Below are 21,051 nucleotides of genomic sequence, written 5' to 3' on the forward strand. Positions count from 1 at the left end.
GCAATATATCGCATACTTGTGCAAAACACAATATGCATAATGAAACATCATAATCCGGTTTTAAAAAACAATGATTTATAAACATTAAAAAATAATTGAACTTTTTGAAAAATTACGGTCTATTCCATTGCATTATATAAAGAAATTAGTGTATCATTTGAACTTAGCGTAGATAACAATTAGAACCGTGGAGGGCATACGATATGCAACAAAAAATTACACTTCAAGAAGGTCAAAAATTGATCACGAACAAAGACTTTGAAGTAGCGATTGCTCAAAAGAAAATTATTAAACCGATGCAAAACGGCATGCAAATTAGACCTGCCTCAACCATCATTGGATACAACGAAGACTCCGTTCGCATGTCAGATGGAAGCATCATCCACAGAGCGGCAAATACATTTTTCGTCTAGAATACGTTTAGGTTTAACAATAAGACCCGCAAGACGGCAGCTTCGTTAGGGAAGCAGCCATCTTGCGGGTCTTCGTCATTCACATCACATTATTATTTCGAACGTTTCTTGGAAGATGTTTTGGCGCGTTTTCCGCGCTTTGCGCTTGAAACCATCACATTTTTTTCAGAATACGTGTACTGGTGCTTATAGACTGGGCAGCAGTGATGCTKTTTGATTGTTTCAATATTTTGAACGACATTTACAAGCTGCGGATGGTAGTAGTTCTCGTATTGCGTAATTGGAGGATCAAAAATAGTTTGGGTTGGACAATCGGGACAAAATTCAGCGTCACTCACRCCTGCTACTTGATTCATGTTGTTACCTGCTTGACTCATATTATAGTAATTGCGATTCAAAGTAACTATCCCCTTCCTGTTATTGGAATACATCATATTGTATTCATTGATTAACAATACGATTGTATGTTTGACATGGAAGGCCTTCGCCTCTTCTGTTTCCGCGACAGGAAAGGCAAGATTAATGTCCTTGTACTATGTAATTTCTCCGCGTTAATGCAGAGAAGTTCTGCGCAAGGAAGAGCGGTGTATACGGAATATCATTTCTTAGCCACTGCACGATCGTTCCGATTAAAGCTGCCGATCCATACCAAATCGCAATATCCTTCGGCGCGCCTGATGCCGAAATGATTCTATTGCTCGCGCCTGCTCCCTGCTCTATTCGGGAGGCAATCATTTCGGTCAAGATTTTCAATAAACGGTCTGTAAAGATTGATGTTTGCTTCGAGCTTAAAATCGTTTTATAAAACTTGGCGTTAGCCGCAATATGTTCAAGCAAGTTTACCAAATTTACCATATCGAAATCTAATAACGATTGATTGCTACCCACCGGTAATTGATTTAATACATTTCGAATGTCTTCTTCCATATCGTCCGCCATTTTCTCCATCATGTCCGAGATATCATGATAGTGCAGATAGAAAGTGACGCGATTAATGCCGGAGCGCTCCGCAATTCGGTTAACGGAAATTTTTCCGATATCCATTTCCTGCAAAAGATCAATGAAAGCATCCTTTAGCAGCATTCGAGTACGAATTTTCCGAGGATCAATCCTTGGTTTATTACGATCTGTCATTTCTTGATTCATCTCCTACATTTTGTTAATCTACAATATTTGAAATTTTGTCTTATATTTTAGAGATAAACGACACTTTGATTAATAGTGACAACTAGTTTACATTTCGTCAAGATGCGTTGCTTGTAAGACCATGCTTTCTTATTATATTCTACTTTATACGATGTTGAGTATTTTACACATTGTAAAATAGATTAGAAGAAATGTTGGAGAGGATGGAGTAAGTTGAGTAAAAGCAAGATACCAAACAGCAGTTCCATACAAAAAGGGCCAATCTTAATCATTATGATTTTGGGCGCCTTTCTAGCGACGTTGAATCAAACGATCATGAGTGTCGCTACCCCAGAGCTCATGATTGATTTCAACATCACGGCCGCAACCGCACAGTGGCTGACAACGGGTTACATGCTCGTGAACGGGGTGCTAATTCCGATTACGGCCTACTTCATGCAGCGATTTACGACTAGGCAGTTATTCCAAGCTTCCATGATCATTTTCCTTGTCGGTACAATCGTATCTGCGCTCGCGCATACATTCGAGATTTTGTTAACAGGCCGTATGATCCAGGCAGCTGGCGCGGGTATCATCATGCCGCTGCTTACGAATGTTATTCTTACGCTATTCCCTCCTGAGAAACGGGGAGCAGCGATGGGCATGATGGGGTTGGCTATTATTTTCGCCCCAGCAATCGGACCTACACTAGCCGGTTATATTCTTGAAAATTACGCTTGGCAAACGATGTTCTATGGCATGATCCCGCTTGCGGTCATTGTTATCGTCTGCGGATTTATTTTCCTTCGAAACGTATCTGAACGCGGGAATACCAAAATCGATCTAGTCAGCGTTATTCTGTCCACTATTGGATTCGGCACCTTGCTATACGGCTTCAGCCGGGCAGGCAGTGCGGGCTGGTCAAGCGCAGAAGTTATCGAGTCCATTGTGGCAGGCGTCATAGCTCTTGCTCTATTCACTTGGAGACAGCTGATGGCCAAAAACAAAAATCCATTGCTCGATCTTCGAGCTTTTAAGTACAGCATGTTCTCGCTAACAACAGTTATTAATATTGCGGTTACGATGGTTATGTATGCGGATATGATGCTCCTTCCGCTTTATCTTCAGAACAACCGTGGTTACACGGCATTAGAATCCGGCTTGCTGCTGCTCCCTGGTGCGCTTTTGATGGGCTTCCTAATGCCGGTTGCAGGCAAGCTGTTCGATAAATTCGGAGCGAAGTGGCTGTCCATTGTCGGTATGATTATTACGATTGCTACTACGATTGGCTTTATCAACTTAACGGATTCGACCAGCTATACGTATCTCCTGCTTATGTCGACGGGACGTCGAATCGGGATGGCCTTGCTGCTGATGCCGGTTCAAACCGCAGGTCTGAATCAATTGCCTAATAGACTCAATGCGCATGGTACGGCGATCTCCAATACCGTTCGGCAGGTTGCAGGCGCGGTAGGCACTTCCCTTCTTATTACGGTCATGACTAACCGTACGGCGACACATATGAAGGATATGGTTACATCAGGTGCTGGCGAAGGCGCTACTCAAGAGCATCTGCTTATGGAAGCATCTATTCAAGGGATCAACGATGCTTACCTCGTCATTGTAGGAATCGGTGTCATCGCATTGCTGCTTTCCTTCTTCATTAAGCGCGTTCCTCAAGCTCCAGATGAAGAACCTGCAGTAGCCTTGAAGAAATCCGTCCTCAAAGAAGCTTAATTGCATAAATAATTAATCATATAAAAGAGRCTACTTCCCTCATAGAAGGAAAGTAGTCTCTTTTATATGATTAAGATCAGACACGCGAAAGCATAGCGACTGAACTGCGAAAATCCGGCCTTCCGTCGCTACTCCATTGGAGCTCCGCAACGAATGTATGCCGATTCGGGTCGTATAGCGGATCACCTGAAATATCTTTATACGTTCTCGCATGAAAGACAAGCAATGCATTCGTGCCGTCTTCCGTTAGCGTGAAGCTGTTATGTCCAGGCCCGTACAATCCAAGATTCTCTTCGGTCGTCAAGACCGGCACAAGCGACTTACGCCAAGACGCGGCGTCTAGCAGGTCGGCGTCTTCGTCTGCCTCAAGCAGTCCCATACAATAGTTAAAGTCGGTCGCGCTTGCCGAATAAGAGAGGAATAACAAGCCGTCCTTGCGGAGGAACGAGGCGCCTTCGTTCACCTTATAGCCGATCGTTTCCCAGTCGTATTCCGGCATCGATATCATCGTCTGTTCCCCGGTCAGCGTCCATGGATTGCTCATAGCTGAAATGTAGAGATTGGAATTGCCATCTATTTGCCGATCCTTCTGAGCCCAGACATAATACCTAGTTCCTCGGTGCTCGAAAGTCGTAGCGTCTAGCGAGAAGCTTTCCCAAGCAGTGCGAATTTGCCCCTTCTCCTCCCACTCCCCTTCCAGTGGACTTGCATTCCCGTTCTCCAGTACGAACATCCGATGATCGAACAAACCTTCAATCGTCTCTGTTGTGTGGGCGGCGGCGAAATAGATATACCATTTGCCGTCGATATGATGAATTTCGGGAGCCCATATGTTTGCACTTAACTGGCCCGATTCATGTTTTCTCCAGACTACAACCGGATTCGCGCGAGAAAGCTCTTCGATTGTCCTCCCTCTTCGAATCTCGATGCGGTCGTATTCGGGCACGGAGGCTGCGAAATAGTAATAGCCATCGGAATGGCGGAAAATATGCGGATCAGCGCGTTGTTCGATTAATGGCTTTACGCCGTCTAGCTTTGATTGTTGGACTCCCATCCTGTCACCTGCTTTTATGTTATTTAATGATTAGCCTTTAACGCCGCCCACAGTTAGACCGGATACGAAATAACGTTGGAAAAAAACGAATATGAGCATGATTGGTACAATCGCAAGCACAGATCCTGCGATCAAAATATCGTAATTGTTGCCGTACGGCGTTACGAGACTGGATAGACCGATTGGGAGCGTCAGCTTCTCGGCCGAGTTCAGCACAAGCAACGGCCACACGAAGCTATTCCAGCTGGCTAACGCCTGAACGATGATCATTGCGCCGAACGCAGGCGTCATAAGCGGTACGAAGATCCGGAAGAAAATACCGTACTCCGAGCAGCCGTCTATTCTCCCGGCATCAAGAAAATCTTTCGGCAAGCTGGATGCATACTGTCTGAAGAAGAAAATCGGCAGCGGCGAGACGACGAATGGCAATATGACACCGCTGAAGCGATCGATCAAATCAAGTGCGATCATTTGCTTGTACAACGGCAGCATAATAATCTCTACCGGCACCATCATGACGAGAAGCACGCATAGGAAAACGAGATTTCGTCCAAAGAACCGGTACATCGCGAGTCCATAACCAACCATGGATGATAGCAGCATACAGCCCACTGTATAGAAGACGGTTATGATCAAGCTGTTCTTGTACCAATTCGCATACTTGGCGGCACCCGACGAGAACATGAAAGAGTAATTATCGAAAGAAATCAATTCCGGCTGCAGACGAATGTTGAGCCCGAATCGGAGCAGTTCTTTGGACGGCTTCAGTGAAGCGAGCGCCAAACAATAGAACGGGAACAATGCCAAAGCGGCGAATATTAGGAACAGGACGATCAGAAGGATCGTTTGCGGATGGAATCGCTTGGTCTTCATGATCAATCCTCCTTCTTGAACAAGCCGAATAGTCGAAGTTGAATCACATTCAAGATCATCGTAAACGTCAGAAGAACGATTCCGATTGCGGAGCCGAGCCCTAGACTGTTCTTCTCAATGCCGTGACGATAGAGCAGTCCAATCATCGTGAGACCGATGTCGTTCGGCGAACGATTGCCGCTCCATAAAATGAAGCTTTCCGTAAACATGGCATAACCGCCATAAATACTAATTGTAATCACGTAAATCGCGATCGGCTTCAATAACGGAAGCGTGATACGCAGAAACTTCTGCCACGTATTCGCGCCATCAATATCTGCCGATTCGTACAGCTCATTCGGTATGGACTGCAGGGCCGACATGAAGTAGACGATGTTAATGCCCGCGTAACGCCAAGTTGCCAATATGATGAGTACGAGCATGCCCGTCATGCCATTKCCGAGCCAATTGATTGTCTCGAAGCCGAGCATGTGGCGGAACGTATTCATGACGGAAGCATCAAGCGAACCGAATACGAGGCGGAATACGATACCTGCTACAACAACCGACGTTAAGGCCGGAACAAACAAGGTGGAGCGGAAAAACGAACTCCACTTCATACGTTTGGAATTAAGGAATACGGCCAGTACAAGCGGCATCGGAATTAAGACGACGAGTGTCCAAAAGGTGTATTTCGAGCTGTTCCACATTGCGGTGTAGAAGGAATCATCCGTCCATAAGTCCTTGTAATTCGTCCATCCGATGAAATGCGTCTGTCCCGGAAGTACTTCCTGAAAGCTCATGATGATCGTCGACATGACGGGATAGACAAAAAATACCGCCAACGAGAGCACGAACGGAAGCACGAATACATAAGGCGCGAGCCGCTGATTATACATCCATCTCATTTCGCCCATTCGCTCCTTTCCTGGCAGGAGAAACTTTGCCGAAGAAGTCGATTCTTCGGCAAAGCTCCCTGTTCGATTTATATTACTTAATGCTTTCTGCTGCTTCGTCGAGCGCTTGCTTCGGATCTTTCATGTCATTAAGCGCTTGGAACATGGCCTTCGTCTTGATGACGTCGGATACGGAAGGCGTTCTTTCCTTAATGTTCGTAGGCGCGATCTCRCTCTTCAAGCCGTCGAGGAAGGTGAAGATGCCCGTGCCGAAGTAGTCTGTGTATTTGTTAGACTCGTTCATCGCAGGATCCGTCCAAGCCTCTGTGTTGATTGGATCAAAGCCAAGCTGCTTCCAAATTTCGATGTTGCCTTCCTTCGATATTTTCGCGAACTCCAGGAATTTCTTCGCGATATCTTGGTTTTTGGATTGATTCGTAATCACTGTACCTGTGCCGCCCATACCAGAGGAGCGCAGTTCGCCTTGCTTGAATACAGGCATTGGCTTAATGATGATTTTGCCTTTCAGATCCGGCATATAGTCAGTGAATCGTCCCATATACCACATCGGCATCCAGATCGAAGCGGCGCCTCCGCCGTTCATGAAGCCGTAATACTCTTCGGCATGATGGAAGCCGCCGGGAGCAGCGATGGCAACCTTCTCGTTCACGAGCTTTTGCAGATACGTCAGGACATCTACGTTAGCCTGATCGTTCAACGTCACATTGCCGTCTTTATCAAGGAAGTCTGAGCCGTGCTGAACGACCATCGGCCAGTACGACCATTGGTCTGTCGTCTCCACAGTCGTCATCGGCTTGCCGGTTTTCTCAAGCACTTGCTTGCCTGCCGCTTCAAAATCATCCCATGTAATGATGTTATCCGCGTTTACGCCAGCTTCATCCAGAATTTCTTTATTGTAATAAATGACTTGCGCTCCGACATGATAGTCAATGCCGTAATATTTGCCGTCTTTGGCATAGTTGTCGAGACGGGACATCACTAATTTGTCTTTCGCAGGTTCAACAATGTCGTTAAGCTCTACGAACTGCGGATCACCCTTCAGATAGTTGCCGATTTTGCTGATCTCGATATCCGCGAGATCCGGTGCGCCTTTGCCGGATTGAAGCGCCAAGAGCAGCTTGTTGTGAGCGTCGTCATAAGGGAATGTCGTCGCGGTCAATTTGATCAACGTATCCGGATGAGCAGCGTTCCACTTCTCGGTCATGCTTTCCATAAACTTCTGATGCAGTTCGTTGAAGGTCCAAAATTCAAGCGTAGTTGTTCCGGACGTTGATTTAGACGAATTGGATCCGGAAGAAGCATTATTTTCGTTGTTTCCCGAGCTGCAACCAGTTAATGCCATTGAGCTGACCAGTGCCAAAGCAAGCGAATAATGAAGCGCTTTTTTCATTCGGATAATCCCCCTTGAAAATTTGGTTAACGCGCTTAATCGCTTTAATGTCAAGCTTGAAAGCGCTTTACTCTTTGGATTATAATAGCTATTAATTATTATTTATATAACCAATTGAGTATAAAATCATATTTTTTATTGGGAGTGGATGACTTGATAAAGAAAACGGCTCTCTACAAACAAATCCAACAACAGATTCGCGAGAAAATCATTTCGGGAAGGCTTCGACCTTCCGATCGCATTCCTTCGGAACAAGAATTAATGGATGAATTCAAGGTAAGCAAAATCACGGTCAAGAACGCGCTTACCGAACTGGCCGATGAAGGACTGGTCACCCGCATTCAAGGCAAAGGAACGTTCGTCGCGGCGGATGTAAAGCTAGCCGGCACTTCGTCGATGCGGATTGCTGCGCCTAACGCCCTTCCGTTAATCGGCTTCACTATTCCAACCATGAAAACCCGCGTCATCCAGAAGCTCGTCGACTACATGGAATTTCACTTAAAGGAAGCCGGCTTCCAAATGATATTGAGCATTACGCGCGAATCGGCTGCAGAGGAATCCAAATCCATCCGTGATTTAGTCGATGCCGGCGTTCAAGGCTTGATCGTCTTCCCTACCGAGGATGAGAAATATAACGAATCGTTGCTGCGATTGTCGCTTGATAAGTTCCCTTTCGTCTTTATTGATCGTTATCTTCGCAATATCGAGACCTATACGATTACATCAGACAATCTAGGCGGGGCTTATGATACAGTGTCGTATCTGCTTGGGAAAGGACATCGCCATATTGCGCTCATTTCTCCGGAGAACGCAAATACGGCCGTCGAGGATCGGACGACCGGGGTCGAGAAAGCATACATCGACCAAGAAATTTCTATCGATAAGAATCTATGGTGCCATGTACCGCTTGATATTCTCCGCAGCGACCGCGCGCTTGCTTACATTACGGACTTCCTTCAAGGACACAAGTCGATCACGGCAGCTTTTACATTAACGGAGGAAATTGCCCAACTGACATCGCAAGCTCTTCAAAGCATCGAAGGGCAGACTAATGTGGAGCTGATTTCTTTCGACGATCCGGGCATACCGAACGTCGCATATGTACAGCAGGACGAACGGGAGATGGCACGTGCCGCCGTATCGCTGCTGCGAGATCAAATCATGCACGCCTACGCCCCGCAAAGCGTCGTCGTGTCCGTCCAGCTTATATTTCCTTAACTGTACGTAAGAAGGATCTTTTGAACTCTCAAAAACGATCCATTATTCAAAAATCAAGCATTATAACATAGTCGCTATTGATCAACAAGAAAGAAATTATTCATCCCAATTATTCCAGTACGTTTATGATGCCAAAAACCCGTATAAACACTGACTTTTTCTAACCCTATTATGTAATTGTCGCGTTTACATGCCAATTTTTGCAGGTTTTTTACTCCTCCGAAGGGTCTTTATAATACAAGGGAGACGAACAACGAGGAGAGATGATCGATCATGAAAAAAGGCTTTAAAACAAAATTAGCCATGTTAATGTTAGCCGTCAGCTTACCTGCCACTTCCTTATTTGCAACTGCCAATGTAGATGCTGCCTCGGCATCCGTAACGGCGAAACAAAATAAAGTGGTTCAAACTGCACTCTCGCTGCAGAGCAAAGTACAGTATGTGAACTGGAAACAAAGACAAGAAGTGAAGCCCCCTTACAAAACAGACTGCTCTGGATTCACATACCTAACTTATAGACTTGCCAATATTGGGGTATCGCTCGTAAACAAAGACGATGACGATCAAGCTAAAGTGGGCACGAAAGTATCGTGGAGCAATCTTCAGAAAGGCGATCTCGTATTTTTCTGGCTTAACAGCAAGAACAAAAGCGACGTCGGTCATGTAGGCATCTACATAGGCGACGGCAAAATGATTCACAATCTTACAGCAGAACGCGACGTAGTCATTACGAACATCTATACGAACAACTGGTACAAACAAAGATTTGTAGTCGCTAGACGCGTCATTAAATAAATGCAGCTGCTTCTAGAGGGGATTAACAATCAAGGTTTTCACCTATCAGGTCATCCCAATCCCCTCTAACTCTTTCCTTTCCTGTAATGCAAAGGTACATAACCGGTCACCGACTTGAACACTCTGCCAAAGTGAGTAACACTTCCGAAGCCTACTTTAGCGGCAATCATGCCTACTTTCATCCCTGATTGCTCAAGAAGCTTCTTCGCCTCCTTCACCCTTACGCTGTTCAAATACTCCACGAACGTGAAGCCGGTCGCCTCCTTGAAGGTACGGCTCAAATAATAAGGACTGACGTAAAATTTCTCGGCTAGCAAATGCAGCGACAGCTCCTGCCCATAATGGCTGTTGATATACTTTACAATATTCGAGATCGTTTCGTGCATGAGGCTTGGAGACTCCCAATGTCCCTTGCTGTCTTGCCTAACATGCCGGCAGCATATGATGAGCAGCTGTATAACCAACGTCTGCATATACATCTCGAAGCCCGGCTTCTGATCCTGCATCTCCTGCATGATCTGATGCGACAGCGACTTAATGGAGAGCTGATCGTGCAAGGAACATTTGATGACCATGTATTCTTTTGACAACAACGGCTGAAGCAGCTCCATATAAGAACGATTAACCGCTGCCATATAGCTCTCGGAAATATTCACGATAAGCCGCTCATGCTTAGGCATTGCCGCATTGATCGTGCGATGCAAAATATTCGGAGAGATAATAATGACATCCCCCTCGTCAATCTGCATCGTTCGATCCTTAATAAAAAACTCCCGGTTGCCCGACATCAGATAAAAGATTTCATACGTACTGTGGAAATGGCTGATCGGCATATGATGGCTCAAAGCTTTCCGATACGACACCAAAAAGCTGCCCTCGCCGTTGTCATATAAAAAATCGTCCATGAAACGCCGCTCTCCTCCCCGCCAATTGTCTCTCTATTATACGATTTCAATTCACGGACGCAAGATATGAGAAGAAACAAACGATTTAAGCAAAAAATGTACATATTCATCATGCTACTATAGTTTTATAAATTGATGAAGGAGGCATACAGAATATGAGTGCATCATCATCTAATGTGAAAGCGGAATTACAAGCGGAACTGACCCCCATACAATGGGCCGAGAAAGCTTGCGAGGCTTTAATGTTCAAATATGAGCCGGAGTCGCTGCCGCCCGATCGCTTTCATTATCATCAAGGCGTATTTCTGTCCGGCATGGAGAAATGTTGGCAGCAGACTAACAACCATCGCTATTACGAATATATTAAGCGCTGGGTGGACAGCCAAGTTCTTGAGGATGGCAGCTTCAAGAAACATAAGCCTGATGAGTTGGACGATATTCAACCAGGTGTCCTGCTCTTTAACCTCTACGAGCAAACGAAAGATGAAAAGTACAAGAAAGCGTTATACAACCTTGTTCCGCTTTTCAAAACATGGAAGACGAATCCGTCAGGAGGATTCTGGCACAAAGAACATTACCCGAATCAAATGTGGCTCGACAGCTTGTATATGGCCGGACCGATTGCTGTACAATTCGGGAAGACGTTTGGCGAGAGCGAATATTTTGATAGGATGACCCATCAGGCCTTATTGATGGAGAAGCATACGAAGGACCCCGTAACCGGCTTGCTGTACCACGGCTGGGACGAAACCAAGTCAGCAAGCTGGGCTGACCCGGACACGGGCCAAGCTTCACAGTTCTGGGGACGCGCGATCGGCTGGTATCCCGTCGCTCTGCTCGAAATGTTCGAGCATATGCCCGATGACCATAAGGATAAAGCTGCGCTCATAACGATCGTGCAAGATCTGCTTATCGCACTGATTGCCTATCAGCATTCGGCTACCGGCTTATGGTATCAGGTTGTGGATAAAGGCTACCTGGCCGATAACTGGCTGGAAAACTCCTGTTCCTCGTTGTACGTTCACGCGATTGCCAAGGCTGTGCGATTGGGTCATCTAGACGCCAGCTACCTGCAATATGCATGGAAGGGTTATCAAGGCGTCATTGATACGCTGAAATTCGACGAGAACGGCAATGTTATCATCGGTCAAATATGCATTGGCACGGGGATCGGCGATTATGCCCACTATATTGCCCGCCCGACCAGCGAGAATGACCTGCATGGCGCAGGCGCTTTCATTCTCATGTGCATTGAGATGAACCTTGCTCAATCGGTTCAATAAACAAATAAGCTGAAGCCCGCATATAGCGGGCTTCAGCTTTTTAATTTCACAATACAGTTACAAGGTCGCCATATCAATCACGAAGCGATAACGCACATCGCTGCAAAGGATGCGCTCGAAAGCTTCATCTACTTGCTCTGCGCGAATTACTTCGATTTTCGGGGCGATGCCATGCTGAGCGGAGAAATCAAGCATCTCCTGCGTTTCACGAATGCCGCCTACAAGTGAACCCGCTATGCTGCGGCGACTCATGATTAACGAGAACACTTGATACGAATCCGGCTCGGAAGGCGCTCCGACGTTGACGAGCGTTCCGTCAATTCGCAGCGTAGATAAGTACGCATCTACGTCCAAGTTTGCAGATACGGTATTAAGGATAAGGTCAAATCGGTTAGCAAGCTCAGCGAACACAGCTGAATTGCTTGTGGCATAATAATGATCTGCACCGAGCTCCATCGCTTCGTCTCGTTTGGAATTGGACTGGCTGAGTACCGTTACCTCCGCTCCCAGTGCATGCGCGAACTGGACAGCAAGATGTCCAAGCCCGCCCATTCCTACGATGGCAACCTTCTTGCCCGGACCGACGTTCCATTTTTTCAAAGGAGAGTACGTCGTAATGCCTGCGCATAATAGCGGACTGGCAACATCCAGGTCCAGCTTGTCAGGTATACGGACAACGAACTCTTCCTTTACGACGATATGCTCACTGTAACCGCCGTAGGTGAGATTGCCATCGTAGTCTAGTGAATTATACGAATTGATAACGCCTTTCGTACAATATTGTTCTTCACCGCTTAAGCAATATTCGCATGTGCCGCACGAATCAACGAAACATCCGACGCCAACGYGATCGCCTGGAGCAAATTTCGTTACGGCCGTTCCTACCTTCGTTACCACACCGGACATCTCATGTCCCGGAACCATAGGGAACATGCCGCCTCCCCATTCATCGTAAGCGCTATGGATGTCGGAGTGGCATATACCGCAATACTTGATATCGATTAAGACGTCGTTAGGCCGGAGCTCTCGCCGCTCGATCGTCGTTTTCTCAAAAGGCGCTTTTGCAGTTGGTACGCTTAATACATGGGTTTTGCACATATGGTTTTCTCTCCTTATCTATTTGTCCACTACTGCTTCTTGATACCGTTCGATCTTATAATCCAGCCGCTCCATCGTACTTTGCATATCTTCAATTCTCGAGTTTAGCAGCCTTCGTTGCTCAATAAGCAGCTCTTTCCTTGCCTCGAGCGTTTCATCCCCTTGTTGAAACAATGCCACGTACTCGATTAACACCTCAACAGGCAGACCTGCGTTACGCATGCATTTAATGAATTCAACCCATCTGCAGTCTTCTTCGGTATAACTTCGGAATCCGCTTTTTTTGCGATTGACGCGCGGAATCAGACCTATTCGTTCATAATAACGGAGCGTATCCTGAGAAAGCTCGAATTTGTCGCTCACTTCCGCAATGGTCAGCATGCGGGTTCACCTCCTTCATCTAACTAAAGCTGCCTGCCAGCCGACTACTGAAGTGTACACCTTGGAGTTAACTCCAAGTCAACACCTTCTTGAAAATACTTTATTACGAACGGCGTAATAGACGTATTGTTGATTAAAAGATACAGTGCTGATAAGATACTAGCATGATTAAAGTTTGACCGCAAAATAGAAAATAAGGATGAGAATCGATGAAATCGGAGAACGACAAAATAGATCCTCGAATCAAACGGACGAGGAAAATGTTTAAGGAAGCGCTTATCGCATTAATTCAAGAAGATCCGGATAAGAGCAAGCTGACCGTCCAATCGATCGCCGATCGGGCTGAATTGAACCGTGCAACGTTCTATTTGCATTACGACAGCATTGAGGATCTGATGGAGCACATGATTGAGGATGTGCTGGGTGAGATGTACCAGACGATTACAATCGAGGCGATCAAGAAGTCTCCCCCTACCCCCTCGTCGCATCCGGCGCTTACTTCATTTTTGGAACACTTTTATCGCAATGCCGGATTATATACGGTAATGTTGGACAACAAAGCGTTCCACGATCGCGTGTTCGCTATGCTGATGGGCATTATCACGGAGTGGGGGGAGGAAAGAAGATCGAAAGGCAGACAATTCCATGTGCTTAACGAGGTTTTAGCCTCATCGACATTAGGAATCGTAACCTGGTGGCTGAAGGAAAAAACGCCGTACAGTCCTATTTATATGGCCAATCAAATTACTCAATTAGTCAAGGGCGAGAAATAATATCGTCATTCATGGCTTATCTTCTAAATAGCCTGCATGAACTGACTATTATAGAGGTCGCAGTAGACGCCCTGGAGCTCCAGCAGCTGTTCATGATTGCCTTGCTCGACAATCCGCCCTTGCTGTATGACGAGAATCCGGTCCGCATCCTGAATCGTACTTAATCGATGAGCGATCACAAAGCTGGTACGCCCTTTCATCAACGTTTTCATCGCTTGCTGGATATGCATTTCGGTACGAGTATCCACACTGCTTGTCGCTTCGTCTAGAATGAGAATGGCCGGATCGGCGAGAATCGCTCGCGCAATGGTCAGCAGTTGCCGTTGTCCATGGCTCAGATTGCCGCCTTCCGAGCTTAGCGTCGTGTCGTAACCGTGCGGCAGCCTGGTTATGAACCCTTCTGCATTCGCCAGCCTGGCAGCTTCCTCCACTTCCTTGTCGGATGCGTCCAGTCTTCCGAAGCGAATGTTATCCCGAACGGTCCCCGAGAATAAGTGCGCATCCTGCAGCACCATCCCCACCTGACTGCGCAAAGCGTTTTTGTCCAGCTTTCGGATATCATTGCCGTCAATAAGAATAGAGCCTCCGCTCAATTCATAAAACCGAATCAGCAAATTAACGATGGTCGTCTTGCCGGCGCCCGTTGGACCAACGAGCGCTATTTTGTCGCCTGGCTTCGCGTCGAAGGTTACTCCGCTCAGAATCGGAACGTCTGCTTTATAACCGAAGGACACATCGCGAAATGAAACTTCTCCAGTCAATCTTGGCAATTCCATAGGAGTAGCTTGCTCGTATTCGGAAGACCTATCCATCACTTCAAATACCCTTTCAGCGCCCGCGATAGCCGACTGAATCAGATTGTATTGATTGGCAAGCTCCGAGATCGGTCTGCCGAATTGCCTCGAGTAGTTAAGGAAACTGACGATCGCTCCTACCGTAGCCAGCTCGTGATAAGCCATCCAGCCGCCAACGCCGGCAATGATGGCGAAGCCGAGATTATTGATCATGTTCATGGCCGGACCTACAAGACCCGACATGATCTGCGCTCGGATACCAACCTTGTTCAACTCACCGCTGATCGCCCGGAACCGTTTCACTTCAAGCTCTTCCCTGCGATATTGCTTAACTACCTTCTGTCCGCTGATCGTCTCCTCGATGTACCCGTTCAGTTCGCCCAAATGCCGCTGCTGCTTTTTGAAATATTGACTGCTGAGGCCAATGATTTTGCGGCTGGCGATAAGGACTAACGGAATCGTGATGAGCGATACAACGGTCAAGGGAACATTCAGCATGAGCATAATGACGAGTGAACCGCTTAGCGTAATCAGACTGTTCAGCAGTTGCGTCACGCTTTGATTCAGCGTATTGGACACGTTCTCGATGTCGTTCGTAGCCCGGCTCATGAGTTCCCCGTTCGCATGCGTGTCAAAAAAAGGAACTGGCAGCTCCTGATATTTGCCGAATAAATCACGACGCAGCTCGAATACCGTTTTCTGCGAAACGGAGGTCATAACATACGCTTGCACCCACGCAATGACGCTTCCCAGCACATAAATTCCTAGTATAAGCAAGCAATAACGGATAAGTCCGTCATAGTCGGCCGGTATGACCGCATGATCAATCGCTTGACCCATAAGGTACGGACCGATCAAAGTAAGAATCGCACCCAATACGGTGAACACATACACGATCATTAGACCGGAACGCTGGCGATTCATATACGCCCAGATACGCTTGATCGTTGCTCCTCGATTTTTGGCGCGCGCCTTCGGTACGGGGCCGCCGCGTCCTAGACCCGGGCCATGACCTGGCATTCTTCCGAATAATTCTGTCGACCTGTTGGGAGATTCAGCATCCTTGCTCTTAGTTAGCATGGCCATATACCTCTTCCTCTCCTTTCAACTGTGATTGGCGAATATCCCGGTATATTTCGCTGCTGTGCATTAATTGCTCATGCGAGCCTTGTGCAACGATCTTGCCGTTATCTAGAACTAATATACGGTCTGCGTCCATGACAAACGAAATCCGTTGCGTAATGATGATGTTGGTGCTGCGGCGTTGTTGCGATTTCATATGCTGCCGAAGCCTTGACTCCGTTGCCGCATCCAACGCGCTTGTGCTGTCATCCATAATCAGAATGGCTGGATCGCTTAAGAAAGCGCGCGCGATCGATAACCGCTGCTTCTGTCCGCCGGACAGATTGATGCCACGTTGACCGAGCAAAGTGTCATACCCTGCCGTAAGCTCAGTGATGAAGTTATGAGCTTGTGCGGCTTGCGCGGCTTCCTCAACCTCTTGGTCAGATGCATTGGGCCGTCCGTAACGTATATTATCGCGAATCGTGCCGCTGAACAGAATCGTCTGCTGCATGACGAATCCGATTCGGCTGCGCAAATGATCAAGGCTCATCGAACGCGTGTCTGTTCCGTCAATTGTAATCGAGCCGGAGGACACGTCGTAAAGCCGCGGAATGAGACTAACAAGCGTTGACTTGCCAGCTCCCGTAGCTCCCAATATCGCAACGGTTTCTCCAGGCTTCGCGGTGAAATCAATGCCTTCCAGCACGAGGTTCTCATCGCTCTGATCATAGGTGAACGATACGTTATTGAATGCGATCAGTCCTGTGTGAATGGCGTCACCGCTCGCATTTGAATTTTCCGTAATCTCGCTTACCGAATCAAACACTTCGTTTTCCCGATAAGCGGAAACCTTCGCCCGCGAGACGAAAGTCAGCATCGTACTCAGCATGAGCATGGACATCAGCAGCTGGGTAACATAGTTAATGAAGGCGACCAGCTCACCGACCGTCAGCTTGCCGTTCCAGCTCTGCAAGCCGCCGAACCATAGGACGGCAACAATGCTTACGTTCAGCACAAGCATCATAAGCGGCATATTTAACGCCATTAATCGTACGGCTTTTATTGCTGTTTCTGTATAGTCCTTATTCGCTGCATTGAATCGCTGCTGTTCATGCTTGGCGYGGACGAATGCCTTAACGACAYGGATACCAGTCAAATTTTCTTGCAGAACTACGTTTACCCCGTCAAGCTTAGCTTGCATACGTTCAAACAAAGGAAAAGATAACCGGATGAGTCCAAACAAGATTATGAATAGAATCGGTACGGCGACAACGAGAATCTGGGCTAGCGATGGACTGATTCGGAAAACCATCACCAAGCTGCCAATGAAAAGCAACGGAAACCGGATCATTCGAAGAATCATCTGCACGAATGTTTGCAACTGCACCACATCATTCGTTAAACGAGTGATTAGAGATCCCGTTTTTAACTGATCCAAATTCCGATTCGATAACGTCTGGATATGTTCAAACAACCGAATCCGCAAATCATTGCCGACATTTTGAGAGGCAATGCTGGAGAATATGGTGCAACCAACCCCGCCGATTAAACCGATTAAGGCGACGCCGATCATCAGCAATCCAGTCTTCATAATATGGGAAAGGTCATTACTCATAATTCCATTATCCACAATGCTTGCCATAAGAGACGGCTGCAGCAAATCCATTGCCACCTCGACAACCATCAGCAGCGGTGCTAGTAAGCACCACAGCCAATACGGCTTCAAAAATCGCTTAAGCTTCCACATTCAGTCACCTTCATGCCCTTTCATCGTTTGGATTCACATCAGCAGCCTGCTCTTCAGCTGCAGTCTCATGGAGCTGGAACATATGAATAAACTCATCCATAATCGATTCTGTTGCCTTTAACTCACCGCTAATGACGCCCTTAATGCTTTCAAGCTCAGGGTCGTTCAACTGGCGCTTAAGCGTCGCTTGAGTTACCTGAAGCTTCTCCAGAAAGGCGAGTGCTCTGCCTCTCCGGAACGTTTGAGCGCTCTTGTGGTGATGATGGCCGTGCTCCCGGTGCTCTCCATGCTCCCGTTGACCATGTCTGCCTCTATGTCCATGTCCTTCACGCATTGACTTTCCTCCTCATCGTTGTGTTRTGTATACATATGTATACAACTCACTTTATGTATACAAATGTATACGATGCTATCGATTGATGTCAAGCTTTTGATTGGGATCCAAACAACAAATAAGCCGCTCAATCCAGAGCGGCTTATTTGTTAGCAGTTATTTCCGATATTATCCAACGGGTTGCGCGGACATTTTATTTTTCACGAATTTGACGAACAGATAGCGAACCAGAGGTCCCATAACGATGAGCTGGAGCGGGAAAGCAAATACATAATTGTGCCAAACATTCGAGACATAGCTTTGGAATAGCGAATGCCCGTCTAATTGGTCAGCAAAGTATGTCATTGCAAGTCCAAAAAAAGACATACACAGCACCATGCCGCTTACCATAAAGAAGGCTAACGAAACGATCACAAGCACCTTCTTGGATTTGTCATAAGGCAATGAGAAGGCAATCTTCTTGGCAATCGGACCTACCACAAACCATTCAATTAGGAATGCGACAATAAAACCTAAAACAAGTTGCATGATAACGCCTGTGAATGAAATCGTCCCAATCAGATCATTCCGAATCAAATTGTAACTCGTCATGAATATGACCATCCCGATACACATCATCATCCCAAAATAAAAATCTTCTCTTTTTGTTTCTGGCACTCTCCATCATCCTCTCTTTTACTTTACCCATTATAAAAAAAGAGGAAGTGTCCGCATAAGTGAACAGTTTGTGAAATTTTCAAGTCTGCCATTACATATCAGCTAGCCTACTCAAAGGTTAGCCCCTTCTGCTGCAGCTTCAAGGAATAGGTGAGTTGCTCGCTCATGGATTCCGGGCTGCGGGCAAAGCCCTCCATGCTCCATTGAATGAGCAACCCCATAATCGCATTAGCTTGATAGGTAACCATCATGGAAATGTCTCCTTCTGCGACTTTAGCAATCGGGGAACTGTCCGTGATGAGGCTTTTGATTTTGTCCAGCAACGAATAATAGTAAGACAACGACGATTTTTTATCGAAAACGATCTCGTAAAACGGCTGATATTTTTTCACATGGTGAAAGATCCGAATCGTCGAAGGATCAAGCCCTCTCGAAATGAGATCCGGCACAAGCCGGTAAGGCTCATAGAAGGACTCCTCCAGATCCTTAAGCAAATGATGGAGATGCTCGTCGAACAATGCTCCGACGTCCTTATAATGCAAATAAAACGTTCCTCTATTCACGGCTGCTTCCCTGCATAAGGTGGAGACGGAAATCGATTCGAGCGCTTTGGATTTCAATAATGCCAGCAGCGCTTGATGCAGCGCTTTTTTTGTCTTAATGACTCTTAGGTCGTTCTCGTTCATTTCCTCTGTTCCCCTCTTATCATGCAACGCTATTATTCGTTTATCATACGATTTCATACGTATCTGTTCAATAATTATAAGGTGTAAGCAGCGATCTGAAAAGAAAAATAGACTACAGGCAGCGATCGCTGCTTGTAGTCTATGGATTGGATTTACTTGATATTAGATAGATGAATTAGAAGCCAGCCGTCCAGCCTGCATCTGCCGCAATAATTGCGCCGTTCACAAAGCTGGATTCATCCGATGCCAGGAACAGAGCGACTTGTGCGATTTCTTCCGGTTGTCCCAAACGAGGAATGACCCCTTGCGTCAATCTCGTACGCGAAGCGCCGAACTCGTCCATATTGTTAATGGAAGAAGTGATGTTCGTCATCGTCGCGCCTGGAGCAATCGCATTACAGCGAATACCTTTTTGAGCATACATATAACCTGTGTTTTTGGTAATGCCGACAACCGCATGCTTGGAAGCCGTATAAGCAGCGCCCGCATGAGCACCGCTGAAGCCGCCCGTAGAAGCAGTATTCACAATAACGCCTTTGCCCTTCTCCAAGAAGATCGGAAGCGCTTTGCGAATCGCGCGCATAACGCCCTTCGTGTTCACATCAAAGATAAGATCCCATTTATCATCATTCACATCGCCCACAGCAGCCATGTTATCCATAATGCCGGCATTGTTGACCAAAATATCGAGCGTGCCGAATTCGTAAACGGCTGTATCGATCATTGTATTCACATCGTTCAGGTCGGCTACATTCGTTTTCACGGCAATAGCTTTGCCTCTGTTTGACTGAATGCCTGCTGCAACCGCTTCCGCGCCTTCGATGTTCAAATCCGAGACGACGACGCTTGCTCCTTCTTTTGCATACAACTCCGCAATAGCTTTCCCCATACCGGATGCGGCGCCTGTTACAACCGCTACTTTACCTTCTAAACGCATAATGAATCCCTCCAGCGATTTATTGAACAACTGTACAATAAAATTATAGAGATTTTTGTATGAGCTTGTCAATGTCCATTTGTTTCACAAGACTTACAGCTGTAGTATAATATACACATGTAAATTATCTACACGAATGAGGTGATCCTTTGCACAACACCCATATCTTAGACCCAAGGATTATTCGAACAAGACAATTGATTCATGACGCCTTCTTCGAATTGATTCAAGAGGTCGAATTCAGAAAAATATCCGTGAACCTCATAACGACCAGAGCGGGAATCAACCGCGTAACCTTCTATCTCCACTACAAGGATATAGAGGATATGATCGACAGCTTCGTGAACGAAATGATCAATGAGATCGAGACTATCTTACTAGAGAAGCAAAAGGAACAAAATATAAACGATTATGTGCGCTCGACACTCGTGAACTTAATGGAGTATATCGCAAGCCATGCTAAAGTATATAAAGTGTTATTAGTCTCCAAAAAAATACCTGTATTCACGCCAAAATTTCTTGAATTAATGGTTCAACTCATATTGAAAAACAACGAATATAAGTCACCTTCGGAATCCAATGCACAAAATCCAATTAGCACTGTCCCAAGAGAAATTACGGCATGGTATGGCGCTTCTGCACTCGTAGGCACCATATCGCTGTGGCTTGGCAATGATATGCCGTATTCACCGCATTATTTGGCATCGCAGATTATCAAGTTCAATCTCTAGCTGCCACGCAAAAAAAATCAGCTCTTTTCTGTCTAACATGTAGGCTCTAAATTTACACATGCTTTCATTGTGTAGCTTATATGACGAAACGGCCTCTGTTGTCGTTTGCTCAAGGGTTTGAAAACGATTACGATATTGTCAGTTCCTATTACTAGAAGG

Annotated in this window: 22 protein-coding genes; 7 read left to right on the forward strand and 15 right to left on the reverse strand. The window is 46.3% G+C overall.

Annotated elements, in window-relative coordinates; genetic code table 11:
* Positions 1–203 precede the first annotated feature (203 nt).
* Positions 204–413, forward strand: a complete 210-nt coding sequence (locus AB4Z33_RS05840) for a hypothetical protein (RefSeq protein ID WP_337101165.1) — start codon at positions 204–206, stop codon at positions 411–413.
* 92 nt (positions 414–505) lie between these two features.
* Here the strand turns inward: AB4Z33_RS05840 and AB4Z33_RS05845 are convergent, their stop codons facing one another.
* Both AB4Z33_RS05845 and AB4Z33_RS05850 read right to left on the reverse strand, forming a co-directional pair.
* Positions 506–790 (reverse strand): hypothetical protein, encoded by a 285-nt coding sequence (locus tag AB4Z33_RS05845; RefSeq protein WP_442049018.1) that lies wholly within the window; start codon positions 788–790, stop codon positions 506–508.
* A gap of 142 nt (positions 791–932) precedes the next feature.
* Positions 933–1,547: a TetR-like C-terminal domain-containing protein gene (locus tag AB4Z33_RS05850; RefSeq protein WP_442049019.1), complete on the reverse strand. Its 615-nt coding sequence runs from the start codon at positions 1,545–1,547 to the stop codon at positions 933–935.
* Positions 1,548–1,832: 285 nt separating this feature from the next.
* On the opposite strand from AB4Z33_RS05850, the gene AB4Z33_RS05855 reads away from it, so the two are divergent.
* Positions 1,833–3,275, forward strand: a complete 1,443-nt coding sequence (locus AB4Z33_RS05855) for a DHA2 family efflux MFS transporter permease subunit (protein WP_442049139.1) — start codon at positions 1,833–1,835, stop codon at positions 3,273–3,275.
* Between the two features lie 76 nt (positions 3,276–3,351).
* Here the strand turns inward: AB4Z33_RS05855 and AB4Z33_RS05860 are convergent, their stop codons facing one another.
* From AB4Z33_RS05860 to AB4Z33_RS05875, 4 genes are all read right to left on the reverse strand, one after another.
* Positions 3,352–4,329: a glycoside hydrolase family 43 protein gene (locus tag AB4Z33_RS05860; protein WP_442049020.1), complete on the reverse strand. Its 978-nt coding sequence runs from the start codon at positions 4,327–4,329 to the stop codon at positions 3,352–3,354.
* A gap of 30 nt (positions 4,330–4,359) precedes the next feature.
* Positions 4,360–5,202: a carbohydrate ABC transporter permease gene (locus AB4Z33_RS05865; RefSeq protein WP_442049021.1), complete on the reverse strand. Its 843-nt coding sequence runs from the start codon at positions 5,200–5,202 to the stop codon at positions 4,360–4,362.
* A 2-nt stretch (positions 5,203–5,204) separates the two neighbouring features.
* A complete protein-coding gene (locus tag AB4Z33_RS05870; RefSeq protein ID WP_442049022.1) occupies positions 5,205–6,089 on the reverse strand; it encodes a carbohydrate ABC transporter permease in 885 nt (294 codons plus the stop codon).
* A gap of 82 nt (positions 6,090–6,171) precedes the next feature.
* Positions 6,172–7,488, reverse strand: a complete 1,317-nt coding sequence (locus AB4Z33_RS05875; RefSeq protein WP_442049023.1) for an ABC transporter substrate-binding protein — start codon at positions 7,486–7,488, stop codon at positions 6,172–6,174.
* 153 nt (positions 7,489–7,641) lie between these two features.
* Here AB4Z33_RS05875 and AB4Z33_RS05880 point away from each other — a divergent pair, with 153 nt between their 5' ends.
* On the forward strand, positions 7,642–8,706 hold the full coding sequence (locus tag AB4Z33_RS05880; RefSeq protein ID WP_442049024.1) for a GntR family transcriptional regulator: 1,065 nt from the start codon (positions 7,642–7,644) through the stop codon (positions 8,704–8,706).
* Positions 8,707–8,979: 273 nt separating this feature from the next.
* Positions 8,980–9,501 (forward strand): C40 family peptidase, encoded by a 522-nt coding sequence (locus tag AB4Z33_RS05885; protein ID WP_442049025.1) that lies wholly within the window; start codon positions 8,980–8,982, stop codon positions 9,499–9,501.
* Between the two features lie 65 nt (positions 9,502–9,566).
* Here AB4Z33_RS05885 and AB4Z33_RS05890 read toward each other — a convergent pair whose 3' ends face one another.
* A complete protein-coding gene (locus tag AB4Z33_RS05890; RefSeq protein WP_442049026.1) occupies positions 9,567–10,406 on the reverse strand; it encodes an AraC family transcriptional regulator in 840 nt (279 codons plus the stop codon).
* A 155-nt stretch (positions 10,407–10,561) separates the two neighbouring features.
* Between AB4Z33_RS05890 and AB4Z33_RS05895 the strand changes: the two genes are divergently transcribed.
* Complete coding sequence (locus AB4Z33_RS05895) at positions 10,562–11,689, forward strand: glycoside hydrolase family 88/105 protein (RefSeq protein WP_442049027.1); 1,128 nt, start codon at positions 10,562–10,564, stop codon at positions 11,687–11,689.
* A gap of 57 nt (positions 11,690–11,746) precedes the next feature.
* Here the strand turns inward: AB4Z33_RS05895 and AB4Z33_RS05900 are convergent, their stop codons facing one another.
* Together AB4Z33_RS05900 and AB4Z33_RS05905 are read right to left on the reverse strand one after the other, a co-directional pair.
* Entirely contained in the window at positions 11,747–12,787 is a 1,041-nt protein-coding gene (locus AB4Z33_RS05900; protein ID WP_442049028.1) for an NAD(P)-dependent alcohol dehydrogenase, read from the reverse strand.
* An 18-nt stretch (positions 12,788–12,805) separates the two neighbouring features.
* On the reverse strand, positions 12,806–13,168 hold the full coding sequence (locus AB4Z33_RS05905; RefSeq protein ID WP_442049029.1) for a MerR family transcriptional regulator: 363 nt from the start codon (positions 13,166–13,168) through the stop codon (positions 12,806–12,808).
* A 209-nt stretch (positions 13,169–13,377) separates the two neighbouring features.
* Between AB4Z33_RS05905 and AB4Z33_RS05910 the strand changes: the two genes are divergently transcribed.
* Positions 13,378–13,941, forward strand: a complete 564-nt coding sequence (locus tag AB4Z33_RS05910; protein ID WP_442049030.1) for a TetR/AcrR family transcriptional regulator — start codon at positions 13,378–13,380, stop codon at positions 13,939–13,941.
* 23 nt (positions 13,942–13,964) lie between these two features.
* Here AB4Z33_RS05910 and AB4Z33_RS05915 read toward each other — a convergent pair whose 3' ends face one another.
* The 6 genes from AB4Z33_RS05915 to AB4Z33_RS05940 all read right to left on the reverse strand — a co-directional run bounded on the left by AB4Z33_RS05915 (position 13,965) and on the right by AB4Z33_RS05940 (position 20,161).
* A complete protein-coding gene (locus AB4Z33_RS05915; protein WP_442049140.1) occupies positions 13,965–15,815 on the reverse strand; it encodes an ABC transporter ATP-binding protein in 1,851 nt (616 codons plus the stop codon).
* Positions 15,805–17,547, reverse strand: coding sequence for an ABC transporter ATP-binding protein (locus tag AB4Z33_RS05920; protein ID WP_442049031.1), 1,743 nt, complete (start codon positions 17,545–17,547; stop codon positions 15,805–15,807). Before AB4Z33_RS05920 ends, AB4Z33_RS05915 begins: the two co-directional genes overlap by 11 nt.
* 10 nt (positions 17,548–17,557) lie before the next feature.
* Entirely contained in the window at positions 17,558–17,881 is a 324-nt protein-coding gene (locus tag AB4Z33_RS05925) for a hypothetical protein (protein ID WP_442049032.1), read from the reverse strand.
* A gap of 168 nt (positions 17,882–18,049) precedes the next feature.
* Positions 18,050–18,538 (reverse strand): hypothetical protein, encoded by a 489-nt coding sequence (locus AB4Z33_RS05930; protein WP_442049033.1) that lies wholly within the window; start codon positions 18,536–18,538, stop codon positions 18,050–18,052.
* Positions 18,539–18,645: 107 nt separating this feature from the next.
* Positions 18,646–19,224 carry a TetR/AcrR family transcriptional regulator gene (locus AB4Z33_RS05935; RefSeq protein ID WP_442049034.1) on the reverse strand — a complete coding sequence of 193 codons (579 nt, stop codon included), beginning with the start codon at positions 19,222–19,224 and terminating at the stop codon, positions 18,646–18,648.
* A 175-nt stretch (positions 19,225–19,399) separates the two neighbouring features.
* Positions 19,400–20,161: an SDR family oxidoreductase gene (locus AB4Z33_RS05940; RefSeq protein ID WP_442049035.1), complete on the reverse strand. Its 762-nt coding sequence runs from the start codon at positions 20,159–20,161 to the stop codon at positions 19,400–19,402.
* Between the two features lie 197 nt (positions 20,162–20,358).
* Here AB4Z33_RS05940 and AB4Z33_RS05945 point away from each other — a divergent pair, with 197 nt between their 5' ends.
* Positions 20,359–20,892, forward strand: a complete 534-nt coding sequence (locus AB4Z33_RS05945) for a TetR/AcrR family transcriptional regulator (RefSeq protein ID WP_442049036.1) — start codon at positions 20,359–20,361, stop codon at positions 20,890–20,892.
* The last annotated feature ends 159 nt before the right edge of the window (positions 20,893–21,051 follow it).

Origin of the sequence: Paenibacillus sp. 2TAB19 (assembly GCF_052115185.1) — a bacterium.
Taxonomy (GTDB): Bacteria; Bacillota; Bacilli; order Paenibacillales; family Paenibacillaceae; genus Pristimantibacillus.

Excerpts from the sequence above, each read along its gene's own strand:
- AB4Z33_RS05850 (WP_442049019.1), bottom strand. The coding sequence starts at position 1,547 with ATGACAGATCGTAATAAACCAAGGATTGATCCTCGGAAAATTCGTACT.
- AB4Z33_RS05940 (WP_442049035.1), bottom strand. The coding sequence starts at position 20,161 with ATGCGTTTAGAAGGTAAAGTAGCGGTTGTAACAGGCGCCGCATCCGGT.
- AB4Z33_RS05915 (WP_442049140.1), bottom strand. The coding sequence starts at position 15,815 with ATGCTAACTAAGAGCAAGGATGCTGAATCTCCCAACAGGTCGACAGAA.
- AB4Z33_RS05885 (WP_442049025.1), top strand. The coding sequence starts at position 8,980 with ATGAAAAAAGGCTTTAAAACAAAATTAGCCATGTTAATGTTAGCCGTC.
- AB4Z33_RS05895 (WP_442049027.1), top strand. The coding sequence starts at position 10,562 with ATGAGTGCATCATCATCTAATGTGAAAGCGGAATTACAAGCGGAACTG.
- AB4Z33_RS05840 (WP_337101165.1), top strand. The coding sequence starts at position 204 with ATGCAACAAAAAATTACACTTCAAGAAGGTCAAAAATTGATCACGAAC.
- AB4Z33_RS05910 (WP_442049030.1), top strand. The coding sequence starts at position 13,378 with ATGAAATCGGAGAACGACAAAATAGATCCTCGAATCAAACGGACGAGG.
- AB4Z33_RS05855 (WP_442049139.1), top strand. The coding sequence starts at position 1,833 with ATGATTTTGGGCGCCTTTCTAGCGACGTTGAATCAAACGATCATGAGT.
- AB4Z33_RS05905 (WP_442049029.1), bottom strand. The coding sequence starts at position 13,168 with ATGCTGACCATTGCGGAAGTGAGCGACAAATTCGAGCTTTCTCAGGAT.
- AB4Z33_RS05890 (WP_442049026.1), bottom strand. The coding sequence starts at position 10,406 with ATGGACGATTTTTTATATGACAACGGCGAGGGCAGCTTTTTGGTGTCG.
- AB4Z33_RS05925 (WP_442049032.1), bottom strand. The coding sequence starts at position 17,881 with ATGCGTGAAGGACATGGACATAGAGGCAGACATGGTCAACGGGAGCAT.
- AB4Z33_RS05935 (WP_442049034.1), bottom strand. The coding sequence starts at position 19,224 with ATGAACGAGAACGACCTAAGAGTCATTAAGACAAAAAAAGCGCTGCAT.
- AB4Z33_RS05865 (WP_442049021.1), bottom strand. The coding sequence starts at position 5,202 with ATGAAGACCAAGCGATTCCATCCGCAAACGATCCTTCTGATCGTCCTG.
- AB4Z33_RS05860 (WP_442049020.1), bottom strand. The coding sequence starts at position 4,329 with ATGGGAGTCCAACAATCAAAGCTAGACGGCGTAAAGCCATTAATCGAA.